This window comes from Haloarchaeobius iranensis, from assembly GCF_900103505.1.
GTDB classification, from domain to species: Archaea; Halobacteriota; Halobacteria; order Halobacteriales; family Natrialbaceae; genus Haloarchaeobius; species Haloarchaeobius iranensis.
The window spans coordinates 167568-181264 of record NZ_FNIA01000005.1; the positions used below are offsets into that span (position 1 = coordinate 167568).

The 13697-nt window shown below is 68.7% G+C and carries 13 protein-coding genes and 1 pseudogene; 9 read left to right on the forward strand and 5 right to left on the reverse strand.

The window, feature by feature from the left end:
* Positions 1-4: 4 nt before the first annotated feature.
* Complete coding sequence (locus BLT27_RS06180; protein WP_089732165.1) at positions 5-817, forward strand: Nmad3 family putative nucleotide modification protein; 813 nt, start codon at positions 5-7, stop codon at positions 815-817.
* Between the two features lie 38 nt (positions 818-855).
* A pseudogene (locus BLT27_RS20140) lies at positions 856-1044 on the forward strand (ArsA-related P-loop ATPase); the annotation flags it as partial.
* Positions 1045-1139: 95 nt separating this feature from the next.
* On the opposite strand, the gene gfcR reads toward BLT27_RS20140, so the two are convergent.
* The gene (gene gfcR / locus BLT27_RS06190; RefSeq protein WP_089732166.1) at positions 1140-1787 is read right to left on the reverse strand and encodes a transcriptional regulator GfcR; all 648 of its coding nucleotides are present in this window, start codon (positions 1785-1787) and stop codon (positions 1140-1142) included.
* Positions 1784-2854: a glucose 1-dehydrogenase gene (locus BLT27_RS06195; RefSeq protein ID WP_089732167.1), complete on the reverse strand. Its 1071-nt coding sequence runs from the start codon at positions 2852-2854 to the stop codon at positions 1784-1786. Before BLT27_RS06195 ends, gfcR begins: the two co-directional genes overlap by 4 nt.
* A 203-nt stretch (positions 2855-3057) precedes the next feature.
* On the opposite strand from BLT27_RS06195, the gene BLT27_RS06200 reads away from it, so the two are divergent.
* The 7 genes from BLT27_RS06200 (at position 3058) to BLT27_RS06230 (ending at position 10812) form a co-directional block, all read left to right on the forward strand.
* The gene (locus BLT27_RS06200; protein WP_089732168.1) at positions 3058-4308 is read left to right on the forward strand and encodes an HAD family hydrolase; all 1251 of its coding nucleotides are present in this window, start codon (positions 3058-3060) and stop codon (positions 4306-4308) included.
* 118 nt (positions 4309-4426) lie between these two features.
* Positions 4427-4681, forward strand: a complete 255-nt coding sequence (locus BLT27_RS06205) for a hypothetical protein (RefSeq protein ID WP_089732169.1) — start codon at positions 4427-4429, stop codon at positions 4679-4681.
* A 195-nt stretch (positions 4682-4876) separates the two neighbouring features.
* Positions 4877-6115, forward strand: a complete 1239-nt coding sequence (locus BLT27_RS06210; RefSeq protein WP_089732170.1) for a mandelate racemase/muconate lactonizing enzyme family protein — start codon at positions 4877-4879, stop codon at positions 6113-6115.
* Positions 6116-6200: 85 nt separating this feature from the next.
* Positions 6201-6713 carry an acyl-CoA thioesterase gene (locus BLT27_RS06215; RefSeq protein ID WP_089732171.1) on the forward strand — a complete coding sequence of 171 codons (513 nt, stop codon included), beginning with the start codon at positions 6201-6203 and terminating at the stop codon, positions 6711-6713.
* Between the two features lie 110 nt (positions 6714-6823).
* A complete protein-coding gene (gene nrdR / locus BLT27_RS06220) occupies positions 6824-7336 on the forward strand; it encodes a transcriptional regulator NrdR (RefSeq protein ID WP_089732172.1) in 513 nt (170 codons plus the stop codon).
* Complete coding sequence (locus BLT27_RS06225) at positions 7333-9795, forward strand: ribonucleoside-diphosphate reductase subunit alpha (RefSeq protein WP_089732173.1); 2463 nt, start codon at positions 7333-7335, stop codon at positions 9793-9795. Before nrdR ends, BLT27_RS06225 begins: the two co-directional genes overlap by 4 nt.
* 24 nt (positions 9796-9819) lie before the next feature.
* Positions 9820-10812: a ribonucleotide-diphosphate reductase subunit beta gene (locus tag BLT27_RS06230; RefSeq protein WP_089732174.1), complete on the forward strand. Its 993-nt coding sequence runs from the start codon at positions 9820-9822 to the stop codon at positions 10810-10812.
* Positions 10813-10818: 6 nt separating this feature from the next.
* Here BLT27_RS06230 and BLT27_RS06235 read toward each other — a convergent pair whose 3' ends face one another.
* The 3 genes from BLT27_RS06235 to BLT27_RS06245 form a co-directional block, all read right to left on the reverse strand.
* Entirely contained in the window at positions 10819-11463 is a 645-nt protein-coding gene (locus BLT27_RS06235; protein ID WP_089732175.1) for a hypothetical protein, read from the reverse strand.
* Positions 11456-12592, reverse strand: coding sequence for a DUF3179 domain-containing protein (locus BLT27_RS06240; RefSeq protein ID WP_089732176.1), 1137 nt, complete (start codon positions 12590-12592; stop codon positions 11456-11458). Before BLT27_RS06240 ends, BLT27_RS06235 begins: the two co-directional genes overlap by 8 nt.
* 111 nt (positions 12593-12703) lie before the next feature.
* Positions 12704-13672 carry a phosphoadenosine phosphosulfate reductase family protein gene (locus BLT27_RS06245; protein WP_089732177.1) on the reverse strand — a complete coding sequence of 323 codons (969 nt, stop codon included), beginning with the start codon at positions 13670-13672 and terminating at the stop codon, positions 12704-12706.
* Between the last annotated feature and the right edge of the window lie 25 nt (positions 13673-13697).

A 13697-nucleotide genomic window follows, 5' to 3' on the forward strand; every position in this document is an offset into this window, starting at 1 on the left:
CGCGATGACCGTCGTCTGCTGTGGCATCGGTGCCGACACCACCAACGTCGAGCTGCGGGACTCCCGGGTCCCGACGGTCGGGCCGGACGGCGAGTTCGAGTACCTGCCGATTCCCGAGAAGACCCGCGAGACGAGCGAGGACCGGCTGTACGGCGACCGGCCGCTGCGCTACGGCGACGGCACGATGGCCGACCTGCTCGCCAGGCTCGTCCCCGACCCCGGCGGCGACGCGGCCGAGATCACCGAACGGGACGCCATCGCCGCGTACCCGCCCCACGACGACCCGAACCTCGACGCGCTGACCTACGGCGAGCATCGCCCGGGCTACGTGAACCGGCTGGCCGCGCTGGAGCCGGACGACGCGGTCGGGTTCTACGCCGGGCTCGAGGACGCGGACGGGCGACTGCACCGGTATCTCGTCGGCTGGTTCCGTCTCTCCCGGGTGACCGTCGTCGAGGCCGACGACGACCCCGAGACGACGGCCGAGAAGTTGGCGCGACACCCCGAGAACGCCCACACGAAGCGCGCCGTCGACGGTCGCCCGTACCGCGACGACCGCCGGGTCGTGCTGCTGGACGGCGACGAGGGCGGGCTGTTCGAGCGCGTCGGGAGACCGATGAGCACGTTCGCGGCGTTCGACGGCGACCGACGGGGCTACTTCCTGGACGACGAGTTCGTCCGAGAGTTCGCGGTCACGAAGCCCGCGCACGACCCGGCGTCGACGGCCCGAGCGGACAAGGCCGGCGTGGTCCGGAAACCCGCCATCGTCTGTGCGCTGGATGCCGAGACGTTCCGACAGCGCGCGACGGAGTGGTGAGCGGGGGCCGGCACGCCGACCGCGGTCGCGGAGAACCTGTGGGCGGTCGAGGCGGACATCGAGGGGGGTTCCTGCCGGGAAGCGACGAGGTGGCGTCGCTCTCCTTCTTCCTCGACTGCGACGCCGACCGGTGGGACCGCGTGGTGTTCGACACGGCACCCACCGGGCACACGCTGCGGCTGCTGACGCTTCCGGACGTGCTCGGTGAGGGCCTCTCGACGGCGATGCGGATCCGTGGCGATACAGGTGCTGCCGGACCTGGGGCCGGAGGCGTACGGAGCGGACGCGCTCGACCGGCTGGCCGAGCGGTTCGAACTCCGAGCTACTCGTCGCTGCCGACGGAGATGACCTGGAACAGCGAGTACACCGGGACGCCCTGGACCTCCTCGAGTCCCTGCTTGTCGACGAGGACGCAGGCGGCGACGGGGTTGCCTCCCTCGTCCTGGATGGCCTCGATGGTCTCGGTCATCGTCGTGCCCGAGGTGATGGTGTCGTCGACCACGTAGCAGTCGCGGTCCCGGATCTGGGCGAAGTTCCGGGAGAACGAGCCGCCGACGTCGGTGTCCAGCTCGCCCTCGTCCCACTGGTGCTTGCTGGGTGCGTAGCTGGAGAGGTCGGTGTCGAGGTTGCTGGCGATGTGGGTCGCGATGGGCGCGCCGGCCTTCTCGATGCCGACGGTGAGGTCCACGTCCTCGCCCTGCTTCGCGAGCAGGTCGGCCATCGCGCTGGTGACCGCCTCCAGACGGTAGCTGTCGCGGCCGACCGCGGACCAGTCGACGTGGATGTCCTGCGGACCGCCAGCGGGAGCGGTCGTGTCGGTCGTTGCCGGGGCCGCGGGCCCGCCGGCGCGCTCGACCAGCCAGGAGGCGGTCTCCCGGGAGACGTTCAGTTCGTCAGCAATCTCGCCCTTGGAGTGGCCGTGCTCGGCCAGCTCCGCCGCGCTCTCGATGAGGTCGTCGACGTTCTTCATATAGCGTCGAATTCGACGGCGGTTTTTATAGTGCTGTCGTCGGTCGCAAAAGCGGCGTCGAGCTCGTCGAGTCCGTAGACGCCGGTGACGAGATCGTCGAGGAACGCGTCGGGGAGGGCGTCGAGCCGGTCGACGGCCGCACCGAAGTGGCCGGTGTTGGAGTTGACGCACCCCACGAGTGCCTTGTTGTGGAGGACGAACTCGCGGTGGAGCCGCCCGCCGTCGACCTCGAACTCCCAGTCAGTCGGGACCCCGAGGAGCGCGCCGACGCCGTTGGGCGCGAGTGCGTCGATGGTGTCGAAGGCGTGCTTCGCGTAGCCGGTGGCTTCGTAGACGAAGTCGACCGGCTCGTGGACCGACGGGAACTCGGCGACGGCCGTCTCCCGCGAGTCGACGTACGTCGCGCCGAGCTGCTCGATGATGTCGATAGTGGGGTCGGGGCGGTCGCGCCGACCGAGACAGTAGCAGCGGTCGAACTGCTCGCTCCCGACGAGCATCGCGAGGGTCAAGAGGCCGAGGCTCCCGTTGCCCAGCACGAGCGCGGAGTCGGGCTCCCAGTCGAACGCGGAGCGTGAGGCGAAGGCGTGTTCGAACGCTTTCTCGGAGATGCTGATGGGTTCCGCCAGGAAGCCGAGGTCGGCCAGCTCGCGCGGGACGGGGACGAGACAGTCCGCGGGGCTGGTGAAGTACTCGCTCATGAAGCCGTGTGCGCCGACGATGCCGCGCTCGACGTACTCGCCGTCGGGAGCCATGTCGGGCTGACCGCGCTCGAAGTACTCGTTCGTCCCGCTGGCGGGCGTGCGCCGGACCGTGGGGACGACCACGTCGCCAGCCTCGAACCCGGTGCCGTTCGGGTCCTCGACGACGCCGACCGCCTCGTGGCCCAGCACGAGGTGGTCCTCGCCCGCGGGGGAGCCACCGTGGCTGCCCTCGATGACCTCGTGGTCGGTGCCGTCGATCCCGACCCGGAGCGTGCGGATCAGCGCCTCCTGCGGCCCGGGCTCGGGGCGTGGCTTCTCCACCACTTCGGGGCTGCTTCCTTTACGACGCACTGCGACTGCGTGCATGTCACCCCCAACGACCTACTGGGACAAAAGATTTATTCTATCGCGAGTAAAGTATTATCTACGGTGGACGGTCACCGCCTGTGACGCGAGTTCCCCCCGGCAGCACCCACAGCCACTCCAGTCACGGTCCGTGCCATGCCGACCGGCCACCGCTTTTCACACCCTCAACCCCTTTCATACCACTCCGACTCAATGGGAGTCACATGGAACGATACGACCTGCTGTACAGACTGTACGGCGAGTTCGACACGGAGACGCTACGGGAGTACCAGGAGTTCGTCGACCTCTTCCCGGCCGTCGACTCCCGGGTCGCCCTCGAGCACTGGCAGGACGCCAGCGAGGAGCTCGACACGCGAAAGGGCGAGATTCGCGACTCCTTCGTCCCCGGCGAGACGTTCGCGGAGGTCGCCGCCCACGCCACCCGGGACCAGGCCTTCACCGCGCTCGACCTCCTCTCGGCCTACGACCGCGCCATCAACGTGCTCGTGCTCGACGTGGACGAGACCCTGCGCTCGGCCGGCAACACCGACAACGAGATCCCCCGGAACACGCTCCACCGGCTCACCGAGTTCTACGAGAGCGGCGTCCCCATCGTCATCTGCACCGGGCAGACCCTGGAGAACGTCAAGGGCTTCATGATCCAGGGACTGGGCAGCGAGGTCGTCCACTCCGGCGACCTGAGCATCGTCTACGAGTCCGGCAACGGCGTCTTCACGCCCGGCCACGGCGCGGAGACCAAGCGACTGCTGTACGAGGGCCTCGACGAGTTCGTCCGCGAGGTGTTCGACGACGTGCGTGCCCGCGCACTGACCGAGGCCCCCGAGGCCGTCCGCCACGGCTGTCACCTCCAGGGCAACGAGTTCAACGTCACGCTCAAGCCCAACTACGAGACCGGCAGCGAGCGCGCCCGCGAGATAATCGACACCGCGCTCGTCTACCAGCTCCAGCTCCTGGGGACCGCCGTCGCCCGTGCCGCCGCCGCGGACCTCGACGAGGACGACGCCGTGGGCTGGGCGCGGGCCTACTACGCCGACGCCGACCCCGAGATTCGCGGCGTGCTCGAACGAGAGGGTGAGTACGAGGCACGTGACCTCGACGAGCTCCCCGACGTGCTCGCCGACGCCTACGACCGCATCGACGTCGCCTACTACGAGGCCGACGCCGCCGAGATATCGAGTCTCGAGCTCAACAAGGTCGCGGGTGTCGTGGCCGCGCTCGAGGTGCTCGGCGTCGACGACCCCTTCGCGCTCGTCATGGGCGACTCCAAGACCGACCTGCGGGTGATGCGCTGGGCCGAGGAGAACCACGCCGGCATCGCCGCGGCCCCGAACCACGCGTCCTCCGACGTGCTCGAACACGTCCTCTCGACCGACGAGCTCGTCTTCGACCGCGGGAAGTCGGCCGAACTACTGGGGACCGCGTACGCGATGAACTGTCTCGCGGGTCTCGACTGAACACGGGCCGTTCGCGGGTCCGGAACGCCGGGCAAGCTGTCCGTCGTCGGTGGTTCCCGCCCTCGAAGTGCCGAAATTCAATCCGAACAATCAAACCCGAAGGCCCCGAATCGCCGGTATGAGCGACCTGTTCGAGTACGCGCTGGGGTTCAAACGACTGCTCGCGACCATCGCCGGGCTCGGGCTGCTCCTGCTGGTGCTCCTCGCGCTGGTCGTCGAGGGACGGACCGCGACGGTCGCCATCTACCTCGTCATCTCCGGGGTGCTGTTGCTGGCGGGCATCGCCATCGTGTACCTCCGGGTGCTCTCGAAGGAGAGTTCGGAGATCCGCCAGCCGCCCGAGGAGTGGGAGCGTCGGGAGCCGGAGGAGTAGGGAGAGTCGAGTGAGCGCCAGCGAACGAGACTCTCCGAGACGCGAGCGGGGGAGGAACGACCGCGAGCAGAAGGGCGCTTATCGCTGTGCGCACGGGTCGCAGGCTCCCCGTTCGCAATCGCGGTTCTCGCTCGCTTTCACTCCGGACCGGCCCCGGAGCAAAGTTTTACTAAGGAGCGAGTAAACACGTGTGCCATGGGCATCGATTACACGGAGCTTCACGACCCGAACGCGGAGTACACGATGCGGGACCTCTCCGCGGAGACGATGGGCGTGACACGCGAGCGCGGCGGCGGCCGGGACGTCGAGATCACCGACGTGCAGACGACGATGGTCGACGGGAACTTCCCGTGGACGCTCGTGCGGATCTACACCGACGCAGGCGTCGTCGGGACCGGCGAGGCGTACTGGGGCGCCGGCGTCCCCGAACTCATCGAGCGCATGGAGCCGTTCGTCGTCGGGGAGAACCCGCTCGACATCGACCGGCTGTACGAGCACCTCGTCCAGAAGATGTCCGGCGAGGGGAGCGTCGAGGGCATCACCGTCACCGCGATCGCGGGTATCGAGGTCGCGCTCCACGACCTCGCCGGGAAGATACTGGAGGTGCCGGCATACCAGCTGCTCGGCGGGAAGTACCGCGACGAGATGCGCGTCTACTGCGACTGCCACACGGAGGCCGAGGCCGACCCCGAGGCCTGTGCCGACGAGGCGGAGCGCGTGGTCGAGGAGCTCGGCTACGACGCGCTGAAGTTCGACCTCGACGTGCCGTCGGGGCTGGAGAAGGACCGCGCGAACCGCCATCTCCGTCCCGGCGAGATCCGCCACAAGGCCGAGATCGTCGAGAAGGTAACCGAGCGCGTGAAGGACCGCGCGGACGTGGCGTTCGACTGCCACTGGACGTTCTCCGGCGGCTCGGCGAAGCGTCTCGCCAGCGCCATCGAGGAGTACGACGTCTGGTGGCTGGAGGACCCCGTGCCGCCGGAGAACCTCGCCGTACAGCAGGAGGTCACGCAGTCCACCATCACGCCCATCACGGTGGGCGAGAACCGCTACCGCGTGACCGAGGAGCGCCGGCTCATCGAGGACCAGGCGGTCGACATCGTCGCGCCCGACATGCCGAAGGTCGGCGGGATGCGCGAGACGCGGAAGATCGCGGACGTGGCGAACCAGTACTACGTCCCCGTCGCGATGCACAACGTCTCCTCGCCGGTGGCGACGATGGCCAGCGCGCACGTCGGCGCGGCAATCCCGAACGCGCTCGCCGTGGAGTACCACTCCTACGAGCTCGGCTGGTGGGCGGACCTCGTCGAGGAGGACGTCATCGAGGACGGCTACATCGAGATTCCGGAGCGGCCCGGGCTCGGCGTCACGCTCGACATGGACGCCGTCGCGGGGCACATGGTCGAGGGCGAGACGCTCTTCGACGAAGCGTAGCGACACGCGGACGGGCGATGAGCAAACTCACTTGTCCTAATTCAACTTAGTTAGCGTTTTATGCCGTTCACGCGGAGTCGTCCACATGTCACAGCAGTGCGGCCGCGAGCGGACACTCCAGGAGTCGTTCACCGAGATGAGCGAGATCCTGATGCCGAACAGCACGAACAACCTCGGACGCGCGCTCGGTGGGGCCGTCCTCCACTGGATGGACATCTGCGGGGCCATCGCAGCCCGGCGGTTCTCACGGCGACAGGTCGTCACGGCGTCGATGGACCACGTCGACTTCATCGCGCCCATCGAGCTCGGGGACATCGTCACCGTCACGGCCTACGTCTTCGACACCGGGCGGACCAGCATGGACGTGAAGGTCGACGTGCTGGCCGAGCGCCCGAGCCATGGCGAGACTGCCGAGACCGCGAGCTCGTTCTTCAGCTTCGTCGCGCTCGACGCCGACGAGCAGCCGACCGAGATACCGACCCTCAGGTGCCCCACGGACGAGCAGCGCGGACTCCGGGACGATGCCTTGGCGGCGCGCCGACAGCGACGGCGTGAGCTCGCGGTCGCGGGCACCGGAAAACAAGCTGACTTTCAGTAGTTCAACTCTGTTGGGGAAATTTTATACCGACCGCCCCTGACAGCACATATTGCGACTGCCCCGCCCCGTCCCCCAGATGTGGGGGTCCGAAGCGACGCGTAGTGACGACCATGGACTGCCCGAACTGCGACCACGACCCGACGCACGTCGTCGACACCGGCACGACCACCGACGGAACCGCCGTCCGGCGACGGCGCGAGTGTGGGGCCTGCTCGTTCCGGTTCACGACCTACGAGCGGACCGAGTGGGACTCGCTCCGCGTCGAGAAGCGCGACGGCAGCGTCGAGCCCTTCGACCGCGAGAAGCTCCGGACCGGTATCGAGCGCGCCGTCGAGAAGCGGCCGGTCGACGCCGGTGACGTCGCCACACTCGTCGAGGAGGTCGAGGCGGACCTGCCGGAGGGCGACGGCCGCGTCGTCACGTCCGAGCGGGTCGGTGCGCTCGTCTCCGAGCGCCTGCGGTCGGTCGACCAGGTCGCCTACGTCCGTTTCGTCTCGGTCTACCGGGCGTTCTCGGACCCGGCGGCGTTCCGACGGGAGCTCGACGCCGTGCTGGACGACGACGCGCACGACGACCGCGACGAGGGCGGGCAGCGACGCGAACAGACCGATTCCGACACATGAGTCAGCAACAGACACAGACGACGACGGTCCGGTCCATCCTCGACCGGGCGCGAGACGACGACGCACAGCTACCGACCGACGAGACCGTCGAGACGCTCGTCGCGGAGATCGAACGGAACCTCTACGACGGAGCCGGGACCGACGAGGTGTACGAGGCGACAATCCAGTCGCTGACGGCGCGGATCGAGCGCGAACCGGCGTTCAAGCGGGTCGCCGCCGACGTGTTCCGGCAACGGTACTACCGCGAGCTCATCGGCTCGGACGAGACGGGCGACGAGCTGGACCGGGCGTACCGCCGGACCTTCGTCGAGAACGTTCGTCGCGGCGTCGACCTCGGCCTGCTCGACGAGCGACTCCGCGACCGGTTCGACCTCGACGCGCTGGCCGACGAACTCGTCATCGAACGCGACGAGAAGTTCGAGTACATGGCGATGGACACGCTCGCCCAGCGCTACTTCCTCAAGACGGAGGAGGGCGGGGAGCACCTCGAGCTCCCGCAGGCGTTCTGGATGCGCGTGGCGATGGGGCTGGCCGTCGCCGAGGACGACCCCCAGGCCCGTGCACTGGAGTTCTACGAGGTGCTCTCGAAGCTGGCGTTCACGCCGTCCTCGCCCACCCTGTTCCACAGCGGGACGGTCCACCCGCAGCTCTCCTCCTGCTACCTCACGACGGTGGAGGACGACCTCGAGCACATCTTCGACTCGTACAAGCACCACGCCCAGCTCTCGAAGTGGAGCGGCGGGCTGGGCAACGACTGGACGAACCTCCGTGCGGCCGGCGCGCTCATCGAGAGCACGGGCGTCGAGTCCACGGGCACCGTCCCGTTCCTCAAGATATCGAACGACGTGACGGCGGCCATCAACCGCTCCGGCAAGCGCCGCGGCGCGGCCTGTGCCTACCTGGAGTGCTGGCACCTCGACTTCCCGGCGTTCGTCGACCTCCGGCGGAACACGGGCGACGAACGTCGGCGCACCCACGACATGAACACCGCCGCGTGGATCCCCGACCTGTTCATGGAGCGCGTGGCGGCCGACGAGGAGTGGACGCTGTTCAGCCCCGACGAGGTGCCCGAACTCCACGGGCTCTACGGCAGCGAGTTCGCCGAGCAGTACCGGGAGTACGAGGCGGCCGCGGACGCGGGCGAGCTCCGCCAGTTCGAGCGCGTCGACGCGGCGGAACTGTGGCGGACGATGCTCACCCGGCTGTTCGAGACGGGCCACCCGTGGCTGACGTTCAAGGACCCCTGCAACGTCCGGTCGCCGCAGGACCACGTCGGCACGGTCCACTCCTCGAACCTCTGCACCGAGATCACCCTGAACACCAGCGCGGACGAGCACGCCGTCTGTAACCTCGGGTCGGTGAACCTCGCGACGCACGTCGAGGACGGCGCGCTGAACCGCGACCGCCTCGCCGACACCATCGAGACGGCGATGCGGATGCTCGACAACGTCGTCGACCTGTGCTTCTACCCGACCGACGAGGCCGAGCACGCGAACATGCAGCACCGGCCGGTCGGCCTCGGCGTGATGGGCTTCCACGACGCGCTCATGCAGCTCGAGGTCCCGATGGCGGGCGAGCGCGCCGTCGAGCTCGCGAACCGCTGGCAGGAGTTCGTCTCCTACCACGCCATCCTGAACAGCGCCCGGCTGGCGAGCGAGCGCGGCGCGTACCCGAGCTACGAGGGCTCGAAGTGGGACCGCGGGCTGCTCCCGCAGGACACCGTCGACCTGCTCGAGGAGGAGCGCGGCCGGGACATCCCGACCGACCGCACGGAGACCCTCGACTGGTCGGTCGTCCGCGAGCACGTCGACACCCACGGGATGCGCAACTCGAACACCATGGCCATCGCGCCGACGGCGACCATCTCGACCATCAACGGGACGTCGCCCTCCATCGAGCCCATCTACTCCAACCTCTACGTGAAGTCCAACATGTCCGGCGACTTCACCGTCGTCAACGACCAGCTCGTCGCCGACCTCAAGCAAGAGGGCCGCTGGGACGACGAGCTGGTCGACCGCATCAAGTTCCACGACGGCTCCATCCAGGAGATCCCCGAGATACCGGCCGAGACCCGCGAGCTGTACCGCGGCGCGTTCGAGATCGACCCGCGCCACCAGCTCCGGCTCACCGCCCACCGACAGACGTGGATCGACCAGTCGATCTCGCACAACGTCTTCTTCCCGTCGACCGACGGCTCGCTGCTCGGCGACGTCTACCGGACGGCGTGGGAGCTCGGGCTGAAGACCACGTACTACCTCCGCACCCTCGGTGCCTCCCAGATAGAGAAGTCGACGCTCGACATGGGCGAGTACGGTCGCACGCAGCACCGCGACGGCGGCCCGGACGCCGGCGACGACGACGGGACCGCCGCCGACGGCGGCCGCGCCGGCGAGCACGGCCGCACGGCCGACGAGGAGCTCTGCCGCGTCGAGGACCCGACCTGCGACGCGTGCCAGTGATACTGTCCCCACCGCTACAACCCTATGCCACTCATCGACACCGACGCCGAACACGACCCGAACAAGATACTGCCCATCGACTACGACTGGGCCCGCGAGTACTACACAGCGGGCGTCGCCAACAACTGGGTGCCCGCCGAGATCCCGATGCAGGAGGACGTCTCACAGTGGAACGGCGACGCGCTCACCGACGCCGAGCGCCAGCTCGTCGAGTGGAACCTCGGCTTCTTCTCGACGGCGGAGTCGCTGACCGCGAACAACATCGTCCTCGCGCTGTACGAGTACGTCACCGCGCCGGAGTGCCGCCAGTACCTGCTCCGGCAGGCCTACGAGGAGGCCATCCACACCGACACGTTCATCTACTGCTGTGACACGCTCGGCTTCGACCCCGACTACCTCTACGGGATGTACGACCGTGTGCCAGCCATCCGCGAGAAGGACGAGTTCGTCGTCGACCTCACCCAGGTGCTCGACGACCCCGGGTTCACCATCGAGAGCGACGCGGACGTCCGCGCACTGCTGCGCGACCTCGTCGGCTTCTACGTCATCATGGAGGGGATCTTCTTCTACGCCGGCTTCGCCATGATGCTCGGGCTGAAGCGGCAGGGGAAGATGGTCGGCATCGGCCAGCAGTTCGAGTACATCATGCGCGACGAGTCGCTCCACGTCGGCTTCGGCGTGGACCTCGTCCAGCAGATCCGCACCGAGCACCCCGGCGTCTGGACCGACGAGTTCGGCGCGGAGGTCGTCGACCGCATCACCCGGGCCGTCGAGCTGGAGCAGCTGTACGCCCGGGAGGCCTGCCCCGACGAGATACTCGGTATGGGCCCCGAGCAGTTCGCGGAGTACGTCGAGCACGTCGCGGACCGGCGGCTCGGCCAGCTCGACCTGCCCGAACAGTACGGCACGGACAACCCGTTCCCCTGGATGTCCGAGCAGGTCGACCTCAACAAGGAGAAGAACTTCTTCGAGACGCAGGTGACGGAGTACCAGAGCGGCGGCAGCCTCGACTGGTAACGTCGCTCAGGTCCCCGTCCCGCCGCCCCGGCCGGTGCCCGGCTGCAACCCGCCGCCCGTGTACACCAGACTCGCGAGCAGCAGCAGGACCCCGAGCGGGAGGAGCCACTCGAACACGGTCAGCAGCGTCCCCGACGCCGACACGCCGACGGCGATGAGCACGGTCGGCCCGCAACAGGCGGTTCCGGAGAGGAGCGCGGGGATGGCCGCGAGCGCGCTGCTGCCGGTTCCGCGCGTGCGCTCGACGCCACAGGCCTGCGGGTAGCGCCACGCGAGGTAGGTGAGCCCCACGTTCGCGCCGACGAGGCCCGCCAGCACGCCGCCGACGGCGACGTTCAGCGGGGAGACCAGCCAGCGAGCGACGCCGAGGTCGACGAGCGCGACGGGCTCCCAGGCGAACGGCCCGGTCCGTTCGAGCATCCGCGAGACCGGGTCGGCGACGACCGTGACGACCTCGACCGGCAGCCCGGTCCGGATCGCCAGGTCGCCCAGCGCGACGAGGTAGACCGCGAGGTACGCGGCCGCGAGCAGCACCGAGACGGCGAGCGCGTCCCGCTGCCCGACGAGCAGGCCGAGCGAGCGGGCGGTGCGGCTGAGCCGACCGCCGATACCGGCGACCACACCCTCGAGGCGGGCCAGTCGGTCAGGCATGGACCTTCGTCGAGGGGTAGAACGCGAACCAGGCGAACCACATCGCGTCGAAGGACGGGAGCGGGTCGAGCGGCAGCTCGCCGGCGGCGTACGTCTCGCCGTCGAGCCGGTAGCCCCCGCCGACGATGGGCGTCGGGACGGCCGCGTCGGCGCTCGGGAGCCGGTAGACGTGGCCCGTGTCGAGCACGCCGTCCCGGGCGAAGACGACGGGTACGTCGCCCGCAGTGCCGGTGACGACGCGTTCCGCGCGGAGCAGTCGCTCGTGGACCGCGCTCGCGCCGGACGGCGTCCGCACCCCGTGGAAGACGTCCTTCGCGGGGTGCCGGTCGTCCTCTATCGCGGGGTCGAACAGCGTGCTCTCGCGGGCGTAGTAGCCGCCTCGCGGGTTGTACGAGCCGTAGGGGTCGCGCCCGTAGTCGCGGACGTAGCCGGTGTCGCGCGTGAGCACACGGCCGTCGGGGTGGGCCTCGCGCCAGCGCCCCCACGTCGTCCACCGGACGGGGAGGTGCTGGAGGCTCCGCCCCTCGTGCTCGCCCTCGATGGCGGTGCCGAGCACCTGCGGCCACCGGCTGTCGGTCCCGCGGTCGTACATCACGAGGTTCGAGTTGAGCAGGTTGCCCGAGACGCCGAACTCGACGCCGCCGCGGCGGTAGCCGATGGCGGTCCCGGTGAGCGGGCAGTACGTGACCGCGACGGGCTCGCCGCCCACGGTGTCGTTGACGATCTCGTGCCAGACCAGGATGGACTGGGGGTACGCGCGGGCGTCGCCGTCGACGACGACGGAGAACACGGGGTCGCCGTCCTCGAGGCGGTCGCCCACGTCGTCGGTCGACTCGAACGACGGCTCGTCGACCGAGGGGATGCCGTCCTTCGGCGGGCCGCCGGAGCGCACCCAGTCCCGCAGCTGGGCGAACGACTCCTCGACGACGAGGGACTCGTTCGCGAGCGGCGGGTCGCCGCTCTCGCCGTTTGACCCGCCGCCCGGGGGGTCGTCGAGCTGGTTCGCCGCCGGGGCGTCGGTGGTCCCGCCGCCGTCGGAGTCGGAACCGGACCCCAGACAGCCCGCCAGCGCGCTGAGGGCGGCGCCGGCGCCCGCGAGGAGACGGCGTCGTGTGCTATCCCTTACCATGGTGGACGGGAAGGGTCGCGTGGGATTAATCGTACGCTGGGCGTGCGTCGCCGCTGCACGAGCGTCGACGGCTGGAACGAACCGCAGAAGTGGGTGGTCGGCGGGCCGAGTCTACATGTAGCCGAGGTCGCGCAGGCGCTCCATCAGGTCCTCCTTGTCCTGGGCGCGGCCGGCGCGCTCGGTCGTGTTCTCGAGGTCCTGCAGCCAGGCCGGGTCCTGCTCGGCCTTCTCCGTCGAGACCTCACTTCCCAGGCTGCGGAAGCCCTCGAAGTACTTCGGCGAGACGGGGATGTCCTCGTGGGTCAGCCCGTTCGGCAGGTCGTCGTAGTCCTGCGGGACGTAGCCCTCGTCGGGGAACTCGTCGACGGTCTCGGGCACCACGAAGTGCCAGAACGCCTCCCAGACGTCGGCCTCGGCGAACTGGAGGATGGGCTGGATGCGGTCGTGGGGCGGGTAGATGTCGGGGTCGTGGCGCGGGCTGAAGAACGTCTCGTCGGCGCGGGCCTCCTGCTCGTCCCAGCGGATGCCCGAGATGATGCCGTCGATGTCCTCGGATTCGAGCGTGTCGTTCAGCGCCACCGTCTTCAGCAGGTGGTTCCCGACGTACGTGTCGAGCAGGAACGGGAACTCGTCCTCCTCGTACTCGAGGATGTTGCGGATGTGGTGCTGGTTGTGCTCGGAGAGGGCGTCGACGGGGATGTCGTCGCCCGGCGTCAGGTCGTGCTCGTCGACGTAGTCGCCCACGTCGCTGTTGCGGGCGTAGACGACCTCGAGGTCCCACTCGTCGGCCCAGTGCTCGACGAACTCCATCAGCTCGTCGAAGTGCTGGAAGTGGTCGATGAAGACGGTCGTCGGCAGGTCGTAGCCGTGCTTCTCGGCGACCTCCTTCACGAAGTAGAGGGTGAGCGTCGAGTCCTTGCCACCGGTCCACATCACGGCGGGGTTCTCGTACTGCTCGAGGCCCTTCTGGGTGACTTCGAGGGCCTTCTCTATCTTGTGCTCGATGGACGGGTAGGTCGCCGGTGTCTCGCCTTCGCCGTCCGTGTAATCGACGTCGAGATAGTCGGGGAACTCGCTCATGTAATTAGATGTAATTACAGACTCG

Coding starts and splice junctions, on each gene's coding strand:
- BLT27_RS06210 (WP_089732170.1), top strand. CDS start 4,877: ATGGGCATCGATTACACGGAGCTTCACGACCCGAACGCGGAGTACACG.
- BLT27_RS06180 (WP_089732165.1), top strand. CDS start 5: ATGACCGTCGTCTGCTGTGGCATCGGTGCCGACACCACCAACGTCGAG.
- BLT27_RS06205 (WP_089732169.1), top strand. CDS start 4,427: ATGAGCGACCTGTTCGAGTACGCGCTGGGGTTCAAACGACTGCTCGCG.
- BLT27_RS06240 (WP_089732176.1), bottom strand. CDS start 12,592: ATGGTAAGGGATAGCACACGACGCCGTCTCCTCGCGGGCGCCGGCGCC.
- BLT27_RS06215 (WP_089732171.1), top strand. CDS start 6,201: ATGTCACAGCAGTGCGGCCGCGAGCGGACACTCCAGGAGTCGTTCACC.
- nrdR (WP_089732172.1), top strand. CDS start 6,824: ATGGACTGCCCGAACTGCGACCACGACCCGACGCACGTCGTCGACACC.
- BLT27_RS06235 (WP_089732175.1), bottom strand. CDS start 11,463: ATGCCTGACCGACTGGCCCGCCTCGAGGGTGTGGTCGCCGGTATCGGC.
- BLT27_RS06195 (WP_089732167.1), bottom strand. CDS start 2,854: ATGCACGCAGTCGCAGTGCGTCGTAAAGGAAGCAGCCCCGAAGTGGTG.
- BLT27_RS06230 (WP_089732174.1), top strand. CDS start 9,820: ATGCCACTCATCGACACCGACGCCGAACACGACCCGAACAAGATACTG.
- BLT27_RS06200 (WP_089732168.1), top strand. CDS start 3,058: ATGGAACGATACGACCTGCTGTACAGACTGTACGGCGAGTTCGACACG.
- BLT27_RS06225 (WP_089732173.1), top strand. CDS start 7,333: ATGAGTCAGCAACAGACACAGACGACGACGGTCCGGTCCATCCTCGAC.
- gfcR (WP_089732166.1), bottom strand. CDS start 1,787: ATGAAGAACGTCGACGACCTCATCGAGAGCGCGGCGGAGCTGGCCGAG.
- BLT27_RS06245 (WP_089732177.1), bottom strand. CDS start 13,672: ATGAGCGAGTTCCCCGACTATCTCGACGTCGATTACACGGACGGCGAA.